The 20,347-nt window shown below is 41.7% G+C and carries 22 protein-coding genes; 10 read left to right on the top strand and 12 right to left on the bottom strand.

Annotation, left to right across the window (positions count from 1 at the left end):
- Window positions 1-72: 72 nt before the first annotated feature.
- The 3 genes from PF027_RS03585 to PF027_RS03575 are packed head-to-tail and all read left to right on the top strand — an operon-like array spanning window position 73 to window position 4,149.
- Window positions 73-2,670 carry a YhdP family protein gene (locus PF027_RS03585; protein WP_270877357.1) on the top strand — a complete coding sequence of 866 codons (2,598 nt, stop codon included), beginning with the start codon at window positions 73-75 and terminating at the stop codon, window positions 2,668-2,670.
- On the top strand, window positions 2,667-3,731 hold the full coding sequence (locus PF027_RS03580) for a tyrosine-type recombinase/integrase (protein WP_270869587.1): 1,065 nt from the start codon (window positions 2,667-2,669) through the stop codon (window positions 3,729-3,731). The genes PF027_RS03585 and PF027_RS03580 overlap by 4 nt, the downstream gene beginning before the upstream one ends.
- Window positions 3,732-3,780: 49 nt before the next feature.
- Window positions 3,781-4,149, top strand: coding sequence for a hypothetical protein (locus PF027_RS03575; RefSeq protein ID WP_270861810.1), 369 nt, complete (start codon window positions 3,781-3,783; stop codon window positions 4,147-4,149).
- An 8-nt stretch (window positions 4,150-4,157) separates the two neighbouring features.
- On the opposite strand, the gene PF027_RS03570 is transcribed toward PF027_RS03575, so the two are convergent.
- Together PF027_RS03570 and rpsO are read right to left on the bottom strand one after the other, a co-directional pair.
- Window positions 4,158-4,979, bottom strand: a complete 822-nt coding sequence (locus PF027_RS03570; RefSeq protein WP_270861811.1) for a hypothetical protein — start codon at window positions 4,977-4,979, stop codon at window positions 4,158-4,160.
- A 442-nt stretch (window positions 4,980-5,421) separates the two neighbouring features.
- Complete coding sequence (gene rpsO, locus PF027_RS03565; protein ID WP_270858995.1) at window positions 5,422-5,694, bottom strand: 30S ribosomal protein S15; 273 nt, start codon at window positions 5,692-5,694, stop codon at window positions 5,422-5,424.
- 108 nt (window positions 5,695-5,802) lie between these two features.
- On the opposite strand from rpsO, the gene PF027_RS03560 reads away from it, so the two are divergent.
- From PF027_RS03560 to PF027_RS03545, 4 genes are read left to right on the top strand one after another with little or no spacing between them, the layout of a single operon-like run.
- Window positions 5,803-6,219, top strand: coding sequence for an Rrf2 family transcriptional regulator (locus tag PF027_RS03560; protein WP_270858996.1), 417 nt, complete (start codon window positions 5,803-5,805; stop codon window positions 6,217-6,219).
- A complete protein-coding gene (locus PF027_RS03555) occupies window positions 6,219-7,265 on the top strand; it encodes a DHH family phosphoesterase (protein WP_270869588.1) in 1,047 nt (348 codons plus the stop codon). The genes PF027_RS03560 and PF027_RS03555 overlap by 1 nt, the downstream gene beginning before the upstream one ends.
- Complete coding sequence (locus PF027_RS03550) at window positions 7,255-7,488, top strand: hypothetical protein (RefSeq protein ID WP_270861813.1); 234 nt, start codon at window positions 7,255-7,257, stop codon at window positions 7,486-7,488. Before PF027_RS03555 ends, PF027_RS03550 begins: the two co-directional genes overlap by 11 nt.
- Before the next feature lie 31 nt (window positions 7,489-7,519).
- Window positions 7,520-8,593, top strand: a complete 1,074-nt coding sequence (locus PF027_RS03545; RefSeq protein WP_270868269.1) for a TRAP transporter substrate-binding protein — start codon at window positions 7,520-7,522, stop codon at window positions 8,591-8,593.
- 32 nt (window positions 8,594-8,625) lie between these two features.
- Here the strand turns inward: PF027_RS03545 and PF027_RS03540 are convergent, their stop codons facing one another.
- Entirely contained in the window at window positions 8,626-8,802 is a 177-nt protein-coding gene (locus PF027_RS03540; protein ID WP_270859000.1) for a YgaP family membrane protein, read from the bottom strand.
- A 387-nt stretch (window positions 8,803-9,189) separates the two neighbouring features.
- On the opposite strand from PF027_RS03540, the gene PF027_RS03535 reads away from it, so the two are divergent.
- Entirely contained in the window at window positions 9,190-9,327 is a 138-nt protein-coding gene (locus PF027_RS03535; protein ID WP_270871925.1) for a hypothetical protein, read from the top strand.
- A 27-nt stretch (window positions 9,328-9,354) separates the two neighbouring features.
- On the opposite strand, the gene PF027_RS03530 is transcribed toward PF027_RS03535, so the two are convergent.
- A complete protein-coding gene (locus tag PF027_RS03530; protein WP_270876222.1) occupies window positions 9,355-10,263 on the bottom strand; it encodes a helix-turn-helix transcriptional regulator in 909 nt (302 codons plus the stop codon).
- Window positions 10,264-10,370: 107 nt separating this feature from the next.
- On the opposite strand from PF027_RS03530, the gene PF027_RS03525 reads away from it, so the two are divergent.
- Window positions 10,371-12,659 carry a hypothetical protein gene (locus PF027_RS03525; protein WP_270876223.1) on the top strand — a complete coding sequence of 763 codons (2,289 nt, stop codon included), beginning with the start codon at window positions 10,371-10,373 and terminating at the stop codon, window positions 12,657-12,659.
- 118 nt (window positions 12,660-12,777) lie between these two features.
- Here PF027_RS03525 and PF027_RS03520 read toward each other — a convergent pair whose 3' ends face one another.
- Entirely contained in the window at window positions 12,778-13,419 is a 642-nt protein-coding gene (locus PF027_RS03520) for a Crp/Fnr family transcriptional regulator (protein ID WP_270876224.1), read from the bottom strand.
- 98 nt (window positions 13,420-13,517) lie between these two features.
- On the opposite strand from PF027_RS03520, the gene PF027_RS03515 reads away from it, so the two are divergent.
- On the top strand, window positions 13,518-14,921 hold the full coding sequence (locus PF027_RS03515) for a DUF4139 domain-containing protein (RefSeq protein WP_270871929.1): 1,404 nt from the start codon (window positions 13,518-13,520) through the stop codon (window positions 14,919-14,921).
- Window positions 14,922-15,015: 94 nt separating this feature from the next.
- Here PF027_RS03515 and PF027_RS03510 read toward each other — a convergent pair whose 3' ends face one another.
- The 7 genes from PF027_RS03510 to purS all read right to left on the bottom strand — a co-directional run bounded on the left by PF027_RS03510 (window position 15,016) and on the right by purS (window position 20,345).
- Window positions 15,016-15,390 carry a RidA family protein gene (locus tag PF027_RS03510; protein ID WP_270871930.1) on the bottom strand — a complete coding sequence of 125 codons (375 nt, stop codon included), beginning with the start codon at window positions 15,388-15,390 and terminating at the stop codon, window positions 15,016-15,018.
- A 90-nt stretch (window positions 15,391-15,480) separates the two neighbouring features.
- Window positions 15,481-16,242: a TSUP family transporter gene (locus PF027_RS03505; RefSeq protein ID WP_270871931.1), complete on the bottom strand. Its 762-nt coding sequence runs from the start codon at window positions 16,240-16,242 to the stop codon at window positions 15,481-15,483.
- Window positions 16,243-16,264: 22 nt separating this feature from the next.
- A complete protein-coding gene (locus PF027_RS03500) occupies window positions 16,265-17,338 on the bottom strand; it encodes a CapA family protein (protein ID WP_270871932.1) in 1,074 nt (357 codons plus the stop codon).
- 23 nt (window positions 17,339-17,361) lie between these two features.
- On the bottom strand, window positions 17,362-18,174 hold the full coding sequence (locus PF027_RS03495) for a lysophospholipid acyltransferase family protein (protein WP_270871933.1): 813 nt from the start codon (window positions 18,172-18,174) through the stop codon (window positions 17,362-17,364).
- Window positions 18,161-19,453: a hypothetical protein gene (locus PF027_RS03490; protein ID WP_270871934.1), complete on the bottom strand. Its 1,293-nt coding sequence runs from the start codon at window positions 19,451-19,453 to the stop codon at window positions 18,161-18,163. The genes PF027_RS03495 and PF027_RS03490 overlap by 14 nt, the downstream gene beginning before the upstream one ends.
- On the bottom strand, window positions 19,447-20,112 hold the full coding sequence (gene purQ / locus PF027_RS03485) for a phosphoribosylformylglycinamidine synthase I (RefSeq protein WP_270869604.1): 666 nt from the start codon (window positions 20,110-20,112) through the stop codon (window positions 19,447-19,449). Before purQ ends, PF027_RS03490 begins: the two co-directional genes overlap by 7 nt.
- Window positions 20,109-20,345 (bottom strand): phosphoribosylformylglycinamidine synthase subunit PurS, encoded by a 237-nt coding sequence (gene purS / locus PF027_RS03480; protein WP_270859018.1) that lies wholly within the window; start codon window positions 20,343-20,345, stop codon window positions 20,109-20,111. The genes purQ and purS overlap by 4 nt, the downstream gene beginning before the upstream one ends.
- Window positions 20,346-20,347 lie beyond the last annotated feature (2 nt).

Here is a 20,347-nt window from a genome sequence, read left to right as displayed (position 1 = left end):
AAATAAGCCCAAATTTTGCCTAAATTTTATATTATACGCACAAATTTATTTAGCCAAAAGTTTGGAGAGCGTGTGATACGAAAGATAATCTACGGATTTTTTACCATTTTGCTTTTACTTTTTATGAGTGGAATTATCTTTATAAAAACAGGGGTAAAAATCGATAAATTTGAGAATAAATTCGTCAAAATCGAGGGATTTTTTTTAAAGCTTGAAAACAATCTAATCTTGCGCGTAAAAGATCTACAAATCAACAAAAAAGAGCTTACAAGCGCAAATCCTACCCCAAAAACCCCAGCCGAGCTTAGAGAAAAAAACGAAAAACTCATCGAATATAGCAAGAAATTTACCCTTGCGATGAAATTTTTCGAGGAGATTAATATCCAAAATTTGCGCATTGGCGAGGATAAAATCGAGGTTTTATACCACGATGATATATTTTTTATCGACACTCGCTACTTTCGTATAAACGCAGGCCTTAGCCAGCTTAGCAACGGACTAAAAGTAAGCGTAAATGAAATCTCACTCAAAGATTTCAACGCCACGCTTAAAGGCGAGGCTAGCGCGAATTTCAAATCCAGCATTTATGATTTTAACGGCACATTTGCTTCGCATGAAATCTCAGGCGAAATTTCTGCGCTAAATGTGGGCTCAAATTTAAATTTAGAGGTTTCAAACGCCCACGCCACGAGTCTAAAACGCTTTATGGACGAGCTTGGCGCGCTCACAGGCCTTAATCCTCACGCCAAAGAGTGGATTTACGGGCTGGTCGTAGCGCAGAAATACTACATCGACACCCTAAAAATCGCCATTGATTTAGACGATCCCCACGCCGATGAGAAGCGCATTTTCGCAAGAGCTAGCGCGCAGGATTTAAATGTGAGCTTCGCTAGCACCGTTTCGCCAGTTTTGGCTGATTGCGCTGATATCACACTAGAAAATGGCACGCTAGATATCGCTATCGGCAATCCGACCTTTAATGGCATTAGCCTTGATGGCTCTGGGGTGAAAATCAAGCAAATTTTTAGCGGAGAGCCGATTGTCGCGCTGGATTTGCGCACCAAAGAAAATATCGGCAAGGATTTGATTGATATTTTGGCGTTTTATGGCATAAATGAGCCAGTGTATGTCAGCAAGGCCGAGCAAATCGACGCACGAGTGCTAATCGACATCGACCCAGTGCATGAAAGCGCAGCCGTAGATGCAAATGTGAGCCTAAAAAACGGCGAAATTATGATTTCAAAGGCGAAATTTAAAAGCTCGCACGCTAGCGTGCATATCACGGAGAAAAAACTTGATATCAAAAACTCAAATCTAGGCAATGAAATTTTCAACGCCACAGCAGACGGGACTATTGATTTTACCACGCGAAAAGCTAAATTTAGCGGAGAGATAAAAAGCTTTAATATCACGGCTGGGGATAATGAAATTTTAAAATTCTCAAATGTCAAAGACAATCTCACGCTCGATTTTAGCGGGACTGCGCCGATTTTGCACTCGCAGTTTTTAGGTGCAGATATGAGATTTGGCGATAAAATCGACATAAATGTAGCCGAGATAAAAGATCTAATAAATTTTTCCAAAACCCTCAAAACTATCGGAATCACGGGCGGTGATGCGCACATTAGCACGGCTGATTTTTCAAATTTCACAATCACTAGCAAAAATTTGAAATTTGACTTTGGTTTGATAGAAAAAAATGGCAGGTATTACAATAGCGATAGTCTAAATTTAAAGGTCGCAGGAAGCTCGCTAAATGGCGCTACGGGCAATGGCAAACTAAGTTTTAGCAGTGGCAAGGCTGGCACAAATATCACGCTAAAAGACCTCGATATCATGATAGATACTAGCGTCCAAACCAGCGAATTTAACTCAGGCTCGAATTCTGCGCGCTCGAAATTTAACTTTTCTGGCACAAATTCATCTGTGATTTTAACCGATATGAACAAAACTATCGACTTGGTGTCGTATTCAGGCTCGCTTTCTGGCAAGGATATGAGCCTAAATGCGAAATTCAAGCAAGGCGATTTTAAGCTAATTTTCAGAAAAAGCCTATTTCAAATTTTCGCGCAAAATATCAGTGGCAGGGAGCTGAATCAAATCATCGGCTCGCAAAGCTTCGATAGTGGAAATTTCACGCTCAAAGCCAGCGGAATCGATCCAAGAAACTATCGAGGGGAGATTTTGGTCGAAAATACATTTTTGAAAGATTATATCGTCTATCAAAAACTCCTTAGCTTCCTAAACTCCGTCCCTTCGCTTCTGGCTTTCAAAACGCCAGATTTTAATGACCGCGGATTTAGCGTGAAAAACGGCAAAATTTACTTCCGCCGCAGCGAGGATAAAATCTATCTAAACGCAATGCAGTTTGAGGGCACGAGCGCAGATATCGCAGGAAACGGCGAAGTAAATCTAAAATCAGGCGCGCTAAATATTGATTTGGAGCTAAAATATCTCAAAGACGCAAGCTCGATAATCTCGAAAATCCCGCTTTTAAATCAAATAATCTTGGGCGAGGATAAGACAATCTCGACTATCATCGAAATTCGAGGCACTATGAGTAAGCCGACTTACTCGACAGCCGTCACCACAGATGTTTTAAAAACCCCATATAATCTCATCAAAAACACGCTAATGTTGCCGTTTGTGATCTTTAAGGACGAGAAATGAAACAACCCCTAGACGCCAAAGAAAATTTCGCCGCTTCGCTACTTTTTTGGATGGCCAAATTCGTCAGGTATAAGCTAAGCTCGCTTTCAAACAAAGAGCTTAAAAACGAGGAGCTGTTTAGCAAAACCATAATGGCACTAGCCAAAAATGTCCCAAATATAGGGGCTCTCTCAACCCTAGCCAAAGACGCTAGAAACGCGGGGCTAACGGGCATTAATACATATTTCAACCCGCTTTTTAAGCTCTATAACGCGCTTTTATCCTACGAGCTAGAAAGCATGAAAAATATCGACGAAGAGCTTTTAAGCGAGGTTTTGGCCTCTATCACGGGAGGGCTTAGCGATGCGAGCAAAAAAAACTACCGAATCGCCGTGATAAACTTTTTTGGCTTCATCGACCGCCAAAACGAAACTAATGGCGCCTCGCACAACTACGGAATAGAGCTTAAAAGCTGGGGCGGCGTGAGCGGAAATCGTGGCGTGAAACTGCCTGAGTTTTTAAGCGAAGATGAAATTTCGAAATTTATCGGCGCAATAAATAGCGCGGATTTTAAGAAATTTACCCATAGAAATAGATTGATTTTAAAGGTGATTATCTACACAGGAATCCGCGTCGGAGAGGCGATAAACCTGCGCCGCAAGGATATCAGTGAGGACGGAGATTTGTATGTACTGCGGATACGAGGCAAGGGAAATAAATACCGCGTCGTAATGATAAAAAAGCGCCTTATCCAGGGCGATTTGGACGCGTTGGAAACGAATTTTGCAAACAAAGATGATTATGTCTTTACCAACAAAAAAGGCTCGGCGCTCACTCAGGCTTATATCAGCAGAATCGTAGAAAAACTGCTTTTAAGCGTAGGAATTCGCAAGAAAAAAAACGGCGCGCACATGCTTCGCCACACCTTTGCAACCATGCTTTACAAGCGTGAAAAAGATTTGGTGCTAGTCCAAGAAGCCCTAGGGCATGCGAGCCTGAATACCTCGCGCATTTACACACATTTCGATAATGAAAAACTCCGCCTAGCCGCAATGGTAGCGGAGGACTTTTCTGGCGAGTGAAATTTGGCGTGAAATTTGCGGAATTTGAGCGTGAAATTTTGAAAATTTTTTGATTTGTCATTGCGAGCAAAGCGACAAAGCAATCTACGAGCTTAAAATGCCTTACGCTAAAATTGCTGTCATTGCGAGGCGAGTATCGCCGAAGCAATCCACGAACGCAAAATTCATTGCCCTAAAACCGCTGTCATTGCGAGGCGACGCAGTCGCCGTGGCAATCTACGAGCCAAAAATTTCGGCGCAGTATTTTTGCAAAATATTAAAATTTAGCCCAAATTCAAAAAATCGCTCAACGCTAAATTTAAATGGAATTTTAAATTTTAAAATTCAAGCCCAAATTTTACTTGAAATTTTGCGCAAAATTTATCATAAAATTTATCGTAAAATTACACGCAAATTTCAAACAAAAAGCCAAATTTGACCCAAATTTCAGTCCAAAAGCCTGTCAAATTTGATTTTATAAATTTTATTTAGGATTGTTTGGATATCGCCAAGCGCGCTTTTGTAGCTCTCGATTTTCAAAAAATCGTCATAAACGCTAAATTTCGCATACAAATCGTAAAAATTCTCGCCACTTCTATTTGTGATATTTTTCAGCGTCTCTTTGTGCTTTTCTAGCAGTGTCGAAATCTGCCCCGCAACCTCAAATTTAGAGCGTTTAATCATCTCGCTATCCAAATTTTCGTCTTTTGCTTTTTCGGCTGTTTTGGCGGTGTTTATGTTCCACTGCTGGTTTCGCACATCTACGCTCGCAACCCTTCTAGTGTGGTCAGCGTCAAGGTCGATTTTAGTCGGCGCATGGTATTCATCGACGCTGAAATCTTGACCATTTAGCATGATATCGACGAGGCAAAACATAGTCTCTTTGTCGTTTGCGATGTGCAAAACCTCGATGAGATTGTCGCTAGCGTCGTAAGCCGAGGCATAGACGAAGTGAAACTCCACATCTTTTCGCCCGATTCTGGTTTTGGTATGGCACACGCCCTGATACAGCCTTGGAGCCTTGTCGCCGTAAAACCTAATGCGTCCCGCACTGAATTTCAAAAATATATCGCCCACATCGCCAAAAAGCACATGGCCAGCTCTAAAAGTATCGACTTTGAGATTCGATAGCGAAATATTGTAGCGTTTGATACGATCGAAATTTTCGTTTGCCACGCACATATCGCAGATTTCTTTGTTTCTGCCCGCCCAAAATGTCAAAATATCCTCGTTTATAAACAGCTCGCTTGCAACCACGCTATCAATCATTTTTCGCCCTTTGTAAAAAAAATAAAGTTTATATTGTATCCCCCCCCCTCTTAAAATGGGCTAAAATTTGGGGAATTTGCGAGGAAATTTGAAAATTTTTATTGTTTTTTACTACGAGTAAATATAACAAGTAAAGTCGTCAAAACTGAAAAATTTTTATCACCGAATTTATAAAATTTTATAATGCAAAATTTATCTTTGCGATGTTTAATTTTTTTTATAATAAAAAATTTCAACTTGTATGTCCCATACAAAGCACAGCACACGAAAATTTTTCGCATAAGATTACTAAATTTTAGGTATAGGCTTTTAAAATTTGAATATCGCTGTGTTTTGTGCGTTATAAATTGATGATTATCACTTAAAAATTTTAAATTTTTAGTTATAAAAAAAGCGCATCTAGCGAGGCTAGACGCGCTTTAAGACAAAATAAAAACTGAAATTATTTATCTCTTAAACCAAGTTCTGCAACTAGTTTTGAGTATGTAGCGTAATCTTTATTTTTTAGATATTTCATCATTCTTTTTCTTTGACCTACGATTTTAAGTAGTCCAAGGCGAGACGAGAAATCTTTTGGATTTGCTTTGATGTGATCTGTAAGATATGCAATTTTTGCAGAAAGTAGCGCGATTTGCACCTCTGCTGAACCTGTATCTTTCTCTTTTCTAGCGAATTTCGCAACTATTTGTGCTTTTTGAGCCGTGTCTAAAGCCATAATGACCTCCTGATCGGTGAAATAAAATAAGCGGTAATTATACTAAATTTACCTAAATTTTTGCTTTTTTTGGGTAAAATAGTCGGATTTATCAAAAAAGGAGAGAAAATGCTCTTTACAAAAGCGTCAGAATACGCCCTACTTGCGATGATTTGCATAGCTCAAAATCAAAATAGCGAATCTGTGGATGTCGATACGATATCTGAAAAACTTCAAATTTCACGCAGTTTTTTAGCCAAAATTTTGCAAAGCCTAGCCAGAAGCAAGCTTTTAAACTCATTTAAAGGTGCAAAAGGCGGATTTAGCCTAGCCAAAAAACCTAGCGAAATCACCCTACTTGAAATCATCACAAGCGCCGAAAAACGCAAAGCTTCGATTTTTGATTGCACACAAGAAGGCACCAAAGGCTGCCCAAACGGACGGGCTTTGTGTCGCGTAAATCTCATGTTTAACGAGCTTCAAGACAAAGTCGATGAGTATATGCAAAATGTCACCTTGCAAGACATTATCAAAAAAGAGCGTTAATGAAAATTTACCACCTAAGCCACACCGATTTAGACGGATACTCTGCCCAGCTCGTAGTCGCGCACTACCTTAGTGGCGTGGAGTTTTTTAACGCAAATTATGGCAAAGAAATCGTCGAAAAATTTGACCAAATTTTGGGCAAAATCGATGAAAATTTGCAAACTAACCCAGACGCAAAATCACTTGTTTTGATAACTGATCTAAATTTGCTCCCCGCTCAGTGTGAGAAATTTCAAACACAATTAGCGCAAAAAAACGCCAAAATTTTCTTGCTCGATCATCACCAAAGTGGCGCAGAGTGCGCGCAAAAGCACCCTTGGTATCTGCTGGATAATTCTCGTTGCGCTACCAAAATCACCTATGATTTTTTCAGCGCGATTTTTGGCGAGGACGAAGAGCTAGCGAAATTTGTCAAGGTCGTAAATGCAGTCGATATCTGGCTAAAAGATGAGAGCGAGTTCGAGCTTGGCAAGGTTTGCCTTGGTATGGTCGCGGGCGCAAAAGAGATCAACAAAATCATGTTCGAAGAGCAAAGCAGAGAGTATATAAATTTTTTGCTAAATAAAATTTTTGAATTTCAAAATTTAAACGAGCCTCACATCGCCCTAGATGACGCGCTTCACGCTATCAAAAAAAGCTTTTTTAACGCCGAGCGAAATGACACGCTAAGCAACCTAATCTCGGATTATGTCGTCACGCTCCTTGGCGCGCAAAAAGACAAATTTATCATCAAATACGAGAACCACAAAGGCATTTTGACCTACAATATCGGCAATGTCAGCGTCATCGGAAATGACTTTTTGACGCGCAACCCTGATATGGACTTTTTCATCGATGTAACCTCGAAAAAAACGCTAAGTTTCCGTGCAAACGGCAAAGTCGATGTGAGCGCAATGGCGAAAAATCTACTTGGCGGTGGCGGACACGCAAACGCTAGTGGCGGGATTTTTATCGGCTTTAAGGACGCGAATTCATACGAAGCGATAAAGTCCCAAATCGAACAACTCATAAATTTAAAAACCCAAAAGGCAGAAAATGAAATCTGAAAACGAAAATTTAAGCAACGATGATTTAATCTACGAGCTAAATATCACACTCGAAGCCATGCTAATCTACGCTGGCGTCAGACGCGACAAACTCCAAGCCGCCGCGCAAGCCTATATCGAAAATATCGACGAAGTCCTGCAAAACTCAGACGCGCAGGGTGCAGACGAACCAATCGCTGTGGTTGAGTTTTTGCGCGCAAACAAACCTGAATTATTTAATTAAAATTTTAAAAATTTATTGAAGGGAGATTTTTATGAAAAAATTTTTAGTTTTAGCATTTGTAATGCTTTTTTCGACACACGCTTTCGCAGCGGAGAAAAAATACCGCTTGCGCCTAGCTAGCACCTGGGAGAGCACTATGCCTGTCCTTGGCGACGCGGCTAATGAATTTAAAAAATACGCCGAAGAGCTAAGTGGCGGACGATTGGAAATCCGTATCGACACTCCGTCAAAGCACAAAGCCAGCTTTGGTGTTTTTGATTTCGTCAAAAGCGGTCAGTATGATTTAGGCTATACTTCGCTGTATTACTACAAAGGCAAGGACGCAAAGACCATGCTATGGACTGCCGTGCCATTTGGTATGACTACTGATGAGCAACACGCTTGGTATTATTATGGTGGCGGAAAAGAGCTAAATGACAAAATGTTTAGCGCGTATGGCATGAAGACATTTCTAATGGGCTCAACTGGCATGCAAATGGGTGGTTGGTTCAAAAAAGAGATCAACTCTCTTGCCGATTTGCAGGGCATTAAATTTAGAATTCCTGGCTTTGGTGGCGAGGTAATGAGCAAACTAGGCGCTACGATAAACACTGTCCCAACTGGCGAGCTATTTATGGCGCTAGAAATGGGAACAATCGACGCTGTGGAGTGGGTAAGCCCGGTGTATGATATGCCTCTTGGCTTCCACAAAGTGGCGAACTACTACTACACAGGCTGGCAAGAACCAGCTGGGGATTGCCAAATTTTGGTGAATTTAAAGGCTTTCGAGAAGCTTCCTGCTGATTTGCAAGCTATCATCGAAGCAGCAGCTCGTATGGCTGGCGAAAACTTCCAAAACAAGGGCTTTTATGAGAATTCTAAAATTTGGGCAGAGCTTAAAGCGCAGTTTCCAAATGTGCAAGTCCGCAATTTCCCAGCCGATGTAGTCGAGAAACTAAGAAGCGCGACAAATGAAATTTTAGATGAAGAAAGTGCGAAAGATCCGCTTTTCAAAGAGATTTTGGATAGCCAAAGAGCGTTTTTAAAAATCGGTCGCGAGTGGAACAAAATCAGCACAAACGCCTATATCAACAACACTTCAAGCGATTCAAATACTTCGAATTAATTTGTAGGGCAAGCTTGCCCTACTTTTAAATTTTAATTTTGTGGCAGTTTGCAACGATTCAAAAAATAACACGCAGGACAAAATCCACTCACCCCCACGACAAACGGCACTAGCCCCACTGCGCCCCACCAGCTGTGATAAAACGCCCCAACTACCATGATTATCGCGCCGATTACTATGCGAATCATACGGCTTTTTATGCTTTGCATATTCTCTCCTTTTTTCTAAATTTTACGAATTTGGCGCGATTATAGCATTTTAAGAGCGCGCGTATAGTGATAAAATCACCGAAAATTTGTCAAATTTAGAAATTTTCGTAGCTAAATTTGACACAAAAGTGTCTAAAATTTTGAGTAAAATCCAATCGAAATTTAAAGGAAGACAACAAGATTAGTTTTGGACTTTTCAGACCGGCAGGTGCTCATTTTGGCACATTTAGCGTCAAGGACGAAGAAGAAGCTATACAAATAATCAAAGATTTCAAAGTTGGCGATAAAAAAATTACTGATTATTCACAATACCACGATGATAGTTTAAACAAAATAGTATCGGATTTAAAAAACGATATAGAATTTCTAAGAGACACGATAATCGATGTGCAAGACAACGAGCGAAATTTAGAGAAAAAAATATCAAATTTAGAAGAGAAAATAGCGGTTTTAGAAAACACAATAATCGATTTAGAGCACAGACTAGATGGCATAAACGATAGGCTTGAAGCTAGTTATTTGTAAATCGCGCGATAAGCAAAGTTTGCAAAGCTAGCTTATCTCGCCTAGATACCCCGCGATTTCCGCTTTTATCTCATCATTTAGCCAGGCTGGTTCGACGACCTTGATATGTGGCAAAAACCGATAAATCAGCGGTTTGACCTCCATAGGATTGCTAAACCCAAACTCAATCTCGATCGAGCCGTCCTCGCACTCCTTTGTAAAATCGCAGTTGATATATGGTTTGCGCCTAAAATACTTCGCGATCACTTCATCTATCCACAGCCTCGCCCTATACTTGTCTTCTAGCTCAAACCACACCGAGCGCGCCTGTTTTATGCGCTTTTGCACCTGTGCGGATGTTTTGAAAACCTCGGGCGTGATTTTTATATTTTCGATATCTTTGAAATGAAATTTCTTAAACCTATCCCCTTCGCCACAGTCGAACACAAACAAATACCAAAATCCCTCCAAAAACGCGATTTTTAGGGGTTTTGCTTTGAATTCATGCTTGCCGTAAGTGCATTTGATGATATTTTTGTTTTTTATCGCTTTTTGGACAAGGCTAAATTTTTCTATTGATTTTTTATCCAGCTTTTCGTTGCCAAAAAACGCCAAAATCTGCTCGTCCATGCCCCCAAGTAGCCCAGAAATCAGCTCACTATTTTTGAAATAAAAGTCAGAGGATATGTTTTCGCACAGACTTGCTATCAGGCTTAGCACCAGCCTCTCTTCATCGCTTAAATCCCGCATTTGCGCGCTAGGGTCGTATTTCCAGCTCCACCCCTCTTTCACCACGCCATAATCCCTCAAAATCTCCATATCTCTACCTATCGTCTTTGCATTGACACCGAAAATTTGGGCTAATTCTTGCGTTTTTGCGGGGCGAGATTTGATGAATTCAAAAATTTGATTTAATCTTTTATTTTTTTTATTTTCCACTTGTTTTAGCGGTAGCATGAAAAATCCTTGAAATTTAATAAATTTTGCCCTATTTTATCAAAATTTTTGGCATAAAATTTTAATCTAATGCGATAAAATTTACGAAAAATTTTAAAGGGCAGATTATGAAATATATCATAGGAATTTTGGTTTTTATCGGATTGATTTTCGGCGGGGTTTTCGCGCTACTTTGGAGCGATTTTGGCAACTCTATCACTAAGCCTCATATCGAACGATACCTTTCGCAAAAAACAGGCTTTGATATTAAGCTCAATAAATTCGACCTTAACTGCGACGATTTCGACATTACGGCGCTAATTAATGGCGAAATTTCGGCGCATTTGGTGGGCAAATACGACATTTTTTCCAAAAGCTTCGACACAAACTACGAGCTAAACGCAAAAGATCTAAAAAGCTTTGGCGTAGCACTTGACGGCGAAGCGGTTTCGCTAAATGGTCGCGTGCTAGGAAATATGCAAAAAATCAGCGCAAACGGCGCAGGACGGGCGTTTGATAGCGATGTGAAATTTCTAGCTAATCTCACAGATTTCATGCCCACAGACCTGCAAATCGTAGCGCCAAATTTAAATGTCGCCAAAATTTTAGCCGTGGCAGGTCAGCCACTTTACGCCACTGGAAATGTCGCCATTAACTCCAATATCGTCGCCACAAACGGCGCACCAGAGGGCAGTGCGACCATAAAATCGCAAAATTTATTGCTAAATGAAAAGGCGCTAAAAGATCTAAACATAACTATCCCAAGTGGCGTTAAAATCGCACTAAACTCCGATATCAGCGTGAGTGGTGGTATCGCCAAAGCCACGAGCGAAATCAGCTCAAATTTGGCAAATTTGAGCGCAAAACAAAGCGTTTTTGATATGCAAAAACGCACCCTTCAAAGCGATTTTACCCTAAGCGTGCCTGAGCTTAAAAATTTAGCCAAAATCATAAACTACGAAACCTCTGGCGATTTACTCGCTAGTGGCGAGCTAATCAGCGATTTTAAGGATTTCACGCTAAAAAACACAAACATAAACGCCTTTAAAAACGGCCTTAAAGCCGTGATAAATGGCGCGTATAATGCACCTAGCAAAGACGGCAAAGTTAGCGCAAATTTCGCTATTAGCGACTTTGCCAAACTCTCTCACATCACAGGGCAGAAATTTTCAGGCTCTGGCAAGGGCGTGGCTGATATCACGCTAAAATCGGGCAAACTAGCTAACCTAGCCCTAAATCTCGACGCGCTTGGCGGAAATTTGATAGCTAGTGGCAACCTTAGCGCGCTAAGCGTGCGCGCAAAATCGCTAAATTTGGCAGTTATAACCTCGTTTTTGGGCATGGAAGCTATCGGAAATGGCGCGATAAACGGCGAAGCCAAGCTAAATCTAGATTCTGGAATAAATGGCGAACTTAGCGCAAATATCGCTAATGGCGTGCTTTATAAAAAATACCTCGACAAACTTAGTGGCAAATCTTTCCCAAGCGATACGAAAATTAGCCTAAATTTGGGCGCAAATATCAAAAACTCGCTTGCAAATTTTACCGCCAAACTTGGCTCAGATTTGGCGAATTTCGACAAAATAACTGGCACTTATAATCTCAAAACTAGCACTCTAAACGCCGATTATGGCGTAAATGTGCCAAATTTAAGCAAGATGAAATTTCTAACTGGCATTGAGCTGTTTGGCAAATTTAATGGAAACGGCAAAATTGATTATAAACCTAAAAATTTCGCCGTTTCGTTTGCGTCAAATATCCTTGGCGGGGCGATGAACGGCAAGATGATAAACGATGATGTCAGCGTCAAACTCACAAAATTCGCGGTCAAAGAGCTGACCGATATGCTTGGTGTGCGCCACATTTACGACGGCGTTGGGGACATGGATTTTAGCTACAACACAAATGCAAAAAAGGGTAAATTTAACTCCCTCATAAATCAAGGACGCCTCAAAAGTAGCGATTTTATGGGCGTTGTAAGCAAAATTTTAGGTCGCGATTTAGCGGGCGAAGTTTATAATAATGTAACCTTAGATGGCACAATCGTGCAAAATTTAATCACTTTTAACACAAATATGAGCGCGCAAAAAAGCAAGCTAAATGTGAGCGGGGGCAAATTTGACACCCAAAGCAAGCAAATCAATATCCCAGTTAAGGCAAATATCGAAAAAACGGATATTAGCGTCCAAATCACTGGCACCACGCAAAACCCAAAATATAGCGTAGATTCTGCGTATTTAAAGGAAAAATTAAACAAAGAAATCAGCAAAGGTATCGACAAACTCTTAGGCGATAAGGGGGCTAAATCAGGGCAAAATACTGACGCGAATTCTGACGCGCAAAACAACGCCAAAGAAAAAAGCCGTGAAGACAAGGCAAAAGAGGCTGTTAAGGGGATTTTAAAGGGGCTGTTTTAGCGCAAAATTTGGCTAAATTTTAAAATTTAGCCAAATTTTAAAATTTTTAAAATTTCAAAAAATTTCGGCGCAGTATTTTGCAAACCAAAATTTAAACAAAACGCAAAATTTCAAAATTTCAAATCTCAATCACCACGACCTTACCCCTGCTAAGGGCGATTTTGCCTGATTTTTCCATCTCTTTTAGCACGCGCGATACCGCCTCTCTGGCACTTCCGATATGATTGGCTATATCTTCGTGCGTCGCGCACACTTCGCCGTTTGCGCCCAAATTTTCGCGCAAAAAGCCCATTATGCGCTCGCTAAGTGGCGCGAAAATCGCCTGCTCGCTAGCCATTATGACTTGCGAAAAGCGTTTGGCTACGATTTGCAGGGCGAAATTTAGCACAGCAGGGTAGCGTTCTTTTAGGATTTTAAAAATGCTTGGCGGGATTACGATAAGCTCACACTCGCTTCTAGCCTCGACGCTAAGGCGGTTTTGGGCAAGGGCGAACTTGCAAGTATCGCAGATCATACAGCTCTCTCCGTTTTGTATGCTAAAAACCGTGAGCTCCTTGCCCCCAGTGCCGATAAATGCGCGCAAAAGCCCGCTACGAAGCAAAACATAGCCCAAACAATCCTCGCTAGCATAGATTATCTGCCCCGCTCTTAGGCGCTTTTTATACGCGTTTTTGTAAATCAAGCCCAAATCATCGTCCTCAAAATCAAATTTATCGCAAAAATTTCCCTTCAAAAACTCCCAGTCTTGCGCTTCTAGCATATTTCACCCCTAAAAATTTTATAAAGCTTTCATTTTACACTTTTAAACTACCATTTACTTTAAATTACTAATATTTTGAAAATTTTTAAGGAGATGCAATGAAAAGCCTAACCCTGCCACTAATCGTATCGTGCGCGCTCTGTGGCGCAAACGAGCTAGAAAAACCAAAGCAAAATTTCATCGAAATTTATCAAAACGATAGTTTTTTGACCCAAACTTTTAGCCCGGGCAATGCGAAATTTAGCGTAGAAATCCCTGCCACGCTCGATTTAAGTCAGCTTGAAATCAAAAGCGAGTGCGAGCTAGAAAAGCTTGAAGACAGCGGGATTTATGAGATAAAAAGCGACGAGAGAAAACGCCTAGAAGAAGCCCTTGCAAAGGTAGTAGCGCAAAAAAAGGCAATCCAAGCTAAGATTGAATTTAGCAAAAGTTTAGCTAGTTCTGGTAGCGGAAATGCAGATGAATTTTACACGGGCACGCTAAGGGATTTTGAAAATATCGCTAAGCTTCAAGCCGATGAGAGCGCGCTAAACGAGCAAATCGCACGCACACCTAGCGCGCAAATGAGGCATGCGAATTTAAGCTTTGCGTGCGCGCCAAAGAGCGTTGCGTTGCGATACACGGCGTTTTTAAACGAGGGTGCGAGCGCGAAAATCAGCGCCGATACAGAGAAGCAAAAGCTTGCTATCACACAATCAATCCGCGTGAAAAACCCGCTAAATTCGGCTCTTGACGCGCTTAGTGTGGCGATTTATCCGTATGCGTATTCTGCCCTGCTCGCCCCAAGGCCGTTTAAAGCGCAATATATCGGTGGGCAAACTTACGAAGCAGATGGCGTGTATATGCAAAAAGCCATGCTAAATGCCGCGCCAAGGGCTGCGATGAGCAACCGCGCCGCGCAGGCGACAAATGCCCAGCTCACACTATCGAACTCATACACGATTGAAAATTTAAGCATTGCGCCAAATGAGAGCGCGAAAATCGACTTTGACGAGCAAATTTTAGAGGCGAAATTTAGCATTTTTATCGACGCATACAGCCAAAATTTAGCGTTTTTGCAGGCCAAAACAAAGCTTGAAAAACCACTCAACCACGCCCTTACGACAATCGAAATCGACGGGGTAAATGCAGGCCAGGACTGGCGCGAGGAAATACCTGCTGGTGTGGATACTAGCGTGTTTTTAGGACAAAATCGCCTAATCAAAGTCACCAAAAAAATCGATGAGAAAAACACCAAAGAAAACTTTTTTGGCACCAAAAAAACCACGATTTCTAGTTGGAATTACGAGGTGAAAAACACAAGCAAGCGGGCTTGGGATATCGAACTACTCGCCAAAATACCACTAAGCGCGGATGAGAAAGTCAAAATCACTGATAAAAGTGGCACGAAAGCTGATAATATCGACACTGAGGGCCGAGCAAGCTGGAAATTCAGGCTAAATAACGGCGAGGCAAAAACGATAAATTTCGGATATGAAATCAGCGACGCTAGAAGCGAGTGAGATTTGGGTTTCGCGCCCAAATTTTGGGCTAAATTTAAAAAATCATAGGAATTTTTTCCTATGATTTGTAAAATTTTTAATAAAATTTTGTGAATTATTTCACGCTTGCGATGACTTCGATTTCTACAAGAGCGTCTTTTGGGAGTTTTGCGACCTGAACGGTTGAGCGGGCTGGTTTGGTGTCTTTGAAATACTCGCCATACACCTCATTTACTGCCACGAAATCGCCCATATCAGCCAAAAAAATCGTGGTTTTAATCGCGTGGTCAAAGTCGCTTCCAGCCTTTTTCAAAATCGCTTTTAAATTAGCCATAACCTGCGTAGTTTGTGCTCTCACATCGCCACCAGCGAACTCGCCATCTGGCGTGAGCGCAATCTGACCAGAAGTGAAAACAAATCCATTTGCAACGATTGCTTGTGAATACGGCCCAATGGCACCTGGGGCTTTTTTTGTCGAAATTACCTTCATACAGTATCCTTTCAAAAAAAAATTAAAAAATTCTAGCCACTTTTAACTTATGAGCCAATAAATTTAAGTTTTTTATAAAACTACCAAATTTTAGCCAAAAATCAATCCATAAAGTAGCTTTAAAATCGTGCATGCAACGACGAAAAGCAGTATCATGCGCACGAATTTCACATCTTTTTTCACGACCAAATTTGACCCCATCCAGCCGCCTACTATCTGCGCGCAACCCATGATGATACCTATCATCCACAGCACCTGTCCGCCGATGATAAACACGCCTAGTGATACGATATTTGAGACGAAATTTAAAATTTTTGTCTGCGCGACGGCAGTTTTCATGTGAAGTCCTAGCACGCCAACTAGTGCAAAAGTCCAAAACGACCCAGCCCCAGGTCCAAAAAATCCGTCATAAAATCCCAAAAGCAGACCAAACAAAACATAAAATAAATTTTTGCTCATCTTCGCTGCGCGCTCGCTTTCGCCTAAATTTGGGCTTAGCACAGTGTAGATAAAAAGCGCCAAAAGCAAAACCGGGATAATGTAGTTTAGAAATTTCGCGTCGATTAAAAGCACCACGCGCGTGCCAATAAATGCGCCAATGAGAGTGCAAAGTATCGCTAGGGCGATTTTGCGCGGATCGACTAGCCCTTTGAGCGTGAAATTTAGCGCCGCAGAAAATGTGCCAAATGTGCCTTGAAGCTTGTTTGTACCAAGGGCGAGATGTGGCGGGATACCCACTGCAAGCAGTGCAGGCAGGCATATCAGCCCGCCTCCGCCTGCGATTGCGTCGATAAATCCACCAGCAAACGCCGCGGCAACTAAAATCAAAATTTGCCAAATTTCAAATTCCACACTCTCCCCCTTTTAATCAAATTTATTTTATCTCAAACTCCGGAAAAACGCTGTTCCAAAGCGTTTTGAGATTTTCGGTTTTAAAGTCCCCAACCCGCCTAAGCCTGTGCGTCATCGCTAGCATATCTGGGTAGCGAGCGAACAAATGCACCGAAAAATCGTGCGAATATGGGCTAATGTGCGTGATTAGCGGGACTGCGCGCAGACTTTTTATCTTTGTTGCGTTGCCCTCTTTTTCGATTACGATATCAGCCATGGCGCCCAGCATGCGCGCGCTCTCGTCTTGGTTAGAGATGAAGTTTCCTAGCGAATAAAAGCACGGCACGCTTCTGTTATCATCTGTGGTGATGAGCTCTAATGGCTGGATTACATGCGGGTGTGTGCCGATGATGAGATCTGCGCCAGAGTTTGCCAAAAACTGCGCCTGCTTTTTCTGTGTGGCGGTTGGTTTGTGCGTGTATTCCACGCCCCAGTGTGGCAAAACCACCACAAAATCGGCGTGTTTTTTCGCAAGCTCTAAGTCGCTTAAAATTTTTTCCTCGTCGCTTAACAAATCCACCAAATACCCTTTGCCTTTTGGCATTATGTGGCCGTTTAGCCCATAAGTGTAGTTCAAAAACGCGACGCTAACATTGTTTTTTTTCAAAATTTTAACGATTTTACTGCTATTTTGATCTGGCGAAATGCCGATATACGCGATATCCTCGAAGCTAGACCAAAATTTAGCGCTATCTAGTATGCCTTCTTCGCCCTTATCGAGCGCGTGGTTTGTCGCATGGGCGATTAAATTAAACCCAGCGTCCCTCACAGCCTCGCCTACTTCGAGCGGAGAGCCGAAATTTGGGTAGCCTGAGAGCTTTTTTTTATCTTCGATTAGGATTGTTTCTTGGTTTATGATTTTGATATCTTTGTCTTTGATTTCATCTTTGATAAAGCGATAATACGGCTTAAAATCGTGGCTTTTGGCGGTTTTATCATGCGCGCCCTCGATTAGCTTGGAGTGGATTAGATTGTCCCCCACAGCGATGAGAGAGAGGGTGTTTTCGCTAGCACAACCAAAAAGTAAAAATGAAAAAAACAGAATTAAAATTTTCAAAATTTCCCCAAATTTAGCCAAATTTAACACTGCTCGCTACTATTATTAGCCGAATTTTGCTCTGAATTTTGCGTAGAATTTTGCGCTGAAATTTCGCTATTTTGCGCTGAATTTTGCGCTGAAATTTCACTATTTTCCGCCAAATTTTGCGTAGAATTTTGCCCCGAATTTTCGTGCTCGTCGATGATAGCTTGCATTTTAGCGCGGGTATTTTCTAGCCATACGCTATCACTCGTATCGACGGGGTCTAGGTAGATGATTTTCACATGCCCGCTTCGCACGCGAAATTCCTTCGAATCCGCAATCGCCCCAGTGCCGATAAGCACGATAGGCTGGACTTTAAGGCCTAGTTTGTTTGCTATCATTTTTGCGCCGTTTTGAAATTTGAGCATTTTTGTGCCACGATGTCTGGTGCCTTCTGGAAACATCACGATAGCGCGGCCATTTTTTATACGATCATCTACTTCATGCACGATTCGCACGAGCTCGCGAGGGTTTTTGCGATCGACGGCAATCATCTTTGGCAGGGTTAAAATTTTGCCGATTATCGGCAGTTCGCCAATCTCTTTTTTGGCTATCCAGCAGATGTTTGCAGGGTGCGTTTCTTCTAAAACCACGATATCCATAATGCTTTGATGATTTGCGATAAAAAGCCCCACCTGCGGGTCTGGCGAGCCGATGATTTCGATATCATAACCCACGGCGTATCTTTGCCACCTGCCCCACATACGGCGAAATGTGCGGTGCGAGCTGTTTTTCGCCCACATCAGCACGATTACGACCATTACCGTAGCGACGAACCAAAACGAGTAAAAAAGCGCCTTAATCCTTGACAATTTCGTCCTTTTTGATCCAGCCGATTTTGCTGCCACTTAGCATGATTTTATAAAATCCCTTGTTTTCGCCCAAAATTTCGACCTTTTGAGGCTCTTTGGTGACATAAAACACCGTAGATGTCGGTATCGGCAGGATATGCACGGCGGTATTTTTGGCGATTTTGCCGTTTCCATAAGGGTTTTGATAATACAAATTTAGCGCCAAAATAATCACCGCAAAAATCAGCGGAGTGATATTTTTGCTGAGCAAAAACATCACCAAAAGCACCGCTGCGAGGGTGTAAATGGCGATTTGTTTGTAAGCTTCGAATTTTGATTCTTTCGGATTGAGCCCGATTTGCGTGCTAAGATCCTCAGCCTGCGGATTTAGCTCGATACCGAAATTTTCGAATTTTTTCGTTTGCAGATTAAAATAGCTAAAATCAAAATTTTTCACATTTTTGTCGATTACAGCGAAATAATACCCACTCTGGCTAGCGTATCCGCCACGCACAGAATCCACGCCTTGTTTTATGATAGAGGGATTATCCACGCTAAATGAGGCAAGCGCGCCGTTTCGCACGCTTAAATCTAGGGTGAGTAAATTTGAATTATCGTCAAATTTGGCGGTTTTGTAGTTTTTTAGCTTCAAATCATCGGCTGAAATATGGACGAAATTTTCCCTTTTTTCTAGCTTGATAAACTCAGGATTGCGCGGTTTAATCGAGCTTTTTTCAAAAAATTCGCCATTTCGCTCTAAGGTTAGAATAATGTCGTTTATCTTCGCACCCTCGCCGTTTGCGCTAAAATACAGCGTCGTTTCAAACATCTCATCGCCCTGTATCCACGAGATATTATCCTCGTTTAGCCAGATTAAATTCTCCGTGCGATCGATCGCTAGCTTTGGCGTAACGGTTACTTTTTGACCTAAATACACGCTGAAATTTATCCTAAAAATTTCATTATAATAGGCTTTTTTAGGCGCTCCATCGACTTTGAGAGTGAGTTCTTTGGGTTTGATATCCTCATAGATTTTCTCATCAGAAATATCCAAATCCACCTCGTTTGTCGGTGCGAGCGCCTTCAAATCATCAAGGCTAAGGTTTTTATTCATAACCTCGTTTTTATTCATTTTCATCATTACGCGAGAGTTATCACGCTGTGCGCCCTCAGTAGAGCTAGTTTGCTCTGATTTTTTCGGAGCGTATTTGCTCAAATCATCGAGCGAATCTATGCTAACCTCTGGCGCAGCTAGGCTAAGTGCGCAAATACCAAAAAGGGCTAAAACTCTTCTTAACAAACTAGCCCTTTTAGCATTTTTTCGCCGTCCGTTCCACCGAGAATTTCCTCGATAGCGCGCTCAGGGTGCGGCATAAGACCAAAGATTTTTTTGTTTTTATCGCAAATACCAGCTATGCTATCAACCGAGCCATTTGGGTTTAAATCATTGCCATTTTCGTCGCAGTATTTAAGCAAAATTTGGTCATTATCATACATTTTTTTCAAATTTTCACTATCCACATAGTAATTGCCCTCGCCGTGCGCGATAGGGATATTTAAAATTTCGCCATTTTTGCAACAAGCAAGAAATTTATTGTCATTACTAATGACTTTTAGATAGTGATATTTAGAGATAAAGCTCAAATTTATGTTGCGGTTCATCGCGCCCTCTAAGAGTTTAAGCTCCAAAAGCATTTGAAATCCGTTGCAAATACCGAGCAAATACCCGCCCTTTTTGGCGTGAGCGCGCACAGCCTCCATGATAGGGCTAAATTTCGCAATCGCAGCCGTTCTTAGATAATCGCCATGGCTAAAACCGCCAGGAAGCACGACCAAATCAGCATTTAGCGTAGTATCCTTATGCCAAATCACTTCCACATCGCAACCAAGACGCTCAAAAGCATATTTTGTGTCGCGTTCGCAGTTCGTGCCCGGGAAATTGATAACCGCTACCTTCATAGCACAATCTCGTAATCTTCGATAACGGTGTTGGCTAGCAGGTCCTCGCACATTTGCTCTACATTTTTATAAATCGCCTCTTTGTTCTCGCCTTGCATGTCAAGCTCGATTTGTTTAGCCACGCTTACAGAATTTACGCCGCTAAAACCAAGCGAAGTTAGGGCGTGTTTGACGGCCTTGCCTTGCGGATCTAAAACGCCATTTTTCAATTTTACATTTACGATTACTTTCATTT

Source organism: Campylobacter sp. VBCF_01 NA2, from assembly GCF_027797205.1.
In the GTDB taxonomy this organism is placed as follows: Bacteria; Campylobacterota; Campylobacteria; order Campylobacterales; family Campylobacteraceae; genus Campylobacter_B.
This window is presented reverse-complemented; position numbering and strand designations above follow the sequence as displayed.

Coding starts and splice junctions, on each gene's coding strand:
- PF027_RS03580 (WP_270869587.1), top strand. CDS start 2,667: ATGAAACAACCCCTAGACGCCAAAGAAAATTTCGCCGCTTCGCTACTT.
- PF027_RS03570 (WP_270861811.1), bottom strand. CDS start 4,979: ATGATTGATAGCGTGGTTGCAAGCGAGCTGTTTATAAACGAGGATATT.
- rpsO (WP_270858995.1), bottom strand. CDS start 5,694: ATGGCTTTAGACACGGCTCAAAAAGCACAAATAGTTGCGAAATTCGCT.
- PF027_RS03560 (WP_270858996.1), top strand. CDS start 5,803: ATGCTCTTTACAAAAGCGTCAGAATACGCCCTACTTGCGATGATTTGC.
- PF027_RS03555 (WP_270869588.1), top strand. CDS start 6,219: ATGAAAATTTACCACCTAAGCCACACCGATTTAGACGGATACTCTGCC.
- PF027_RS03550 (WP_270861813.1), top strand. CDS start 7,255: ATGAAATCTGAAAACGAAAATTTAAGCAACGATGATTTAATCTACGAG.
- PF027_RS03545 (WP_270868269.1), top strand. CDS start 7,520: ATGAAAAAATTTTTAGTTTTAGCATTTGTAATGCTTTTTTCGACACAC.
- PF027_RS03540 (WP_270859000.1), bottom strand. CDS start 8,802: ATGCAAAGCATAAAAAGCCGTATGATTCGCATAGTAATCGGCGCGATA.
- PF027_RS03530 (WP_270876222.1), bottom strand. CDS start 10,263: ATGCTACCGCTAAAACAAGTGGAAAATAAAAAAAATAAAAGATTAAAT.
- PF027_RS03525 (WP_270876223.1), top strand. CDS start 10,371: ATGAAATATATCATAGGAATTTTGGTTTTTATCGGATTGATTTTCGGC.
- PF027_RS03520 (WP_270876224.1), bottom strand. CDS start 13,419: ATGCTAGAAGCGCAAGACTGGGAGTTTTTGAAGGGAAATTTTTGCGAT.
- PF027_RS03515 (WP_270871929.1), top strand. CDS start 13,518: ATGAAAAGCCTAACCCTGCCACTAATCGTATCGTGCGCGCTCTGTGGC.
- PF027_RS03510 (WP_270871930.1), bottom strand. CDS start 15,390: ATGAAGGTAATTTCGACAAAAAAAGCCCCAGGTGCCATTGGGCCGTAT.
- purQ (WP_270869604.1), bottom strand. CDS start 20,112: ATGAAGGTAGCGGTTATCAATTTCCCGGGCACGAACTGCGAACGCGAC.
- purS (WP_270859018.1), bottom strand. CDS start 20,345: ATGAAAGTAATCGTAAATGTAAAATTGAAAAATGGCGTTTTAGATCCG.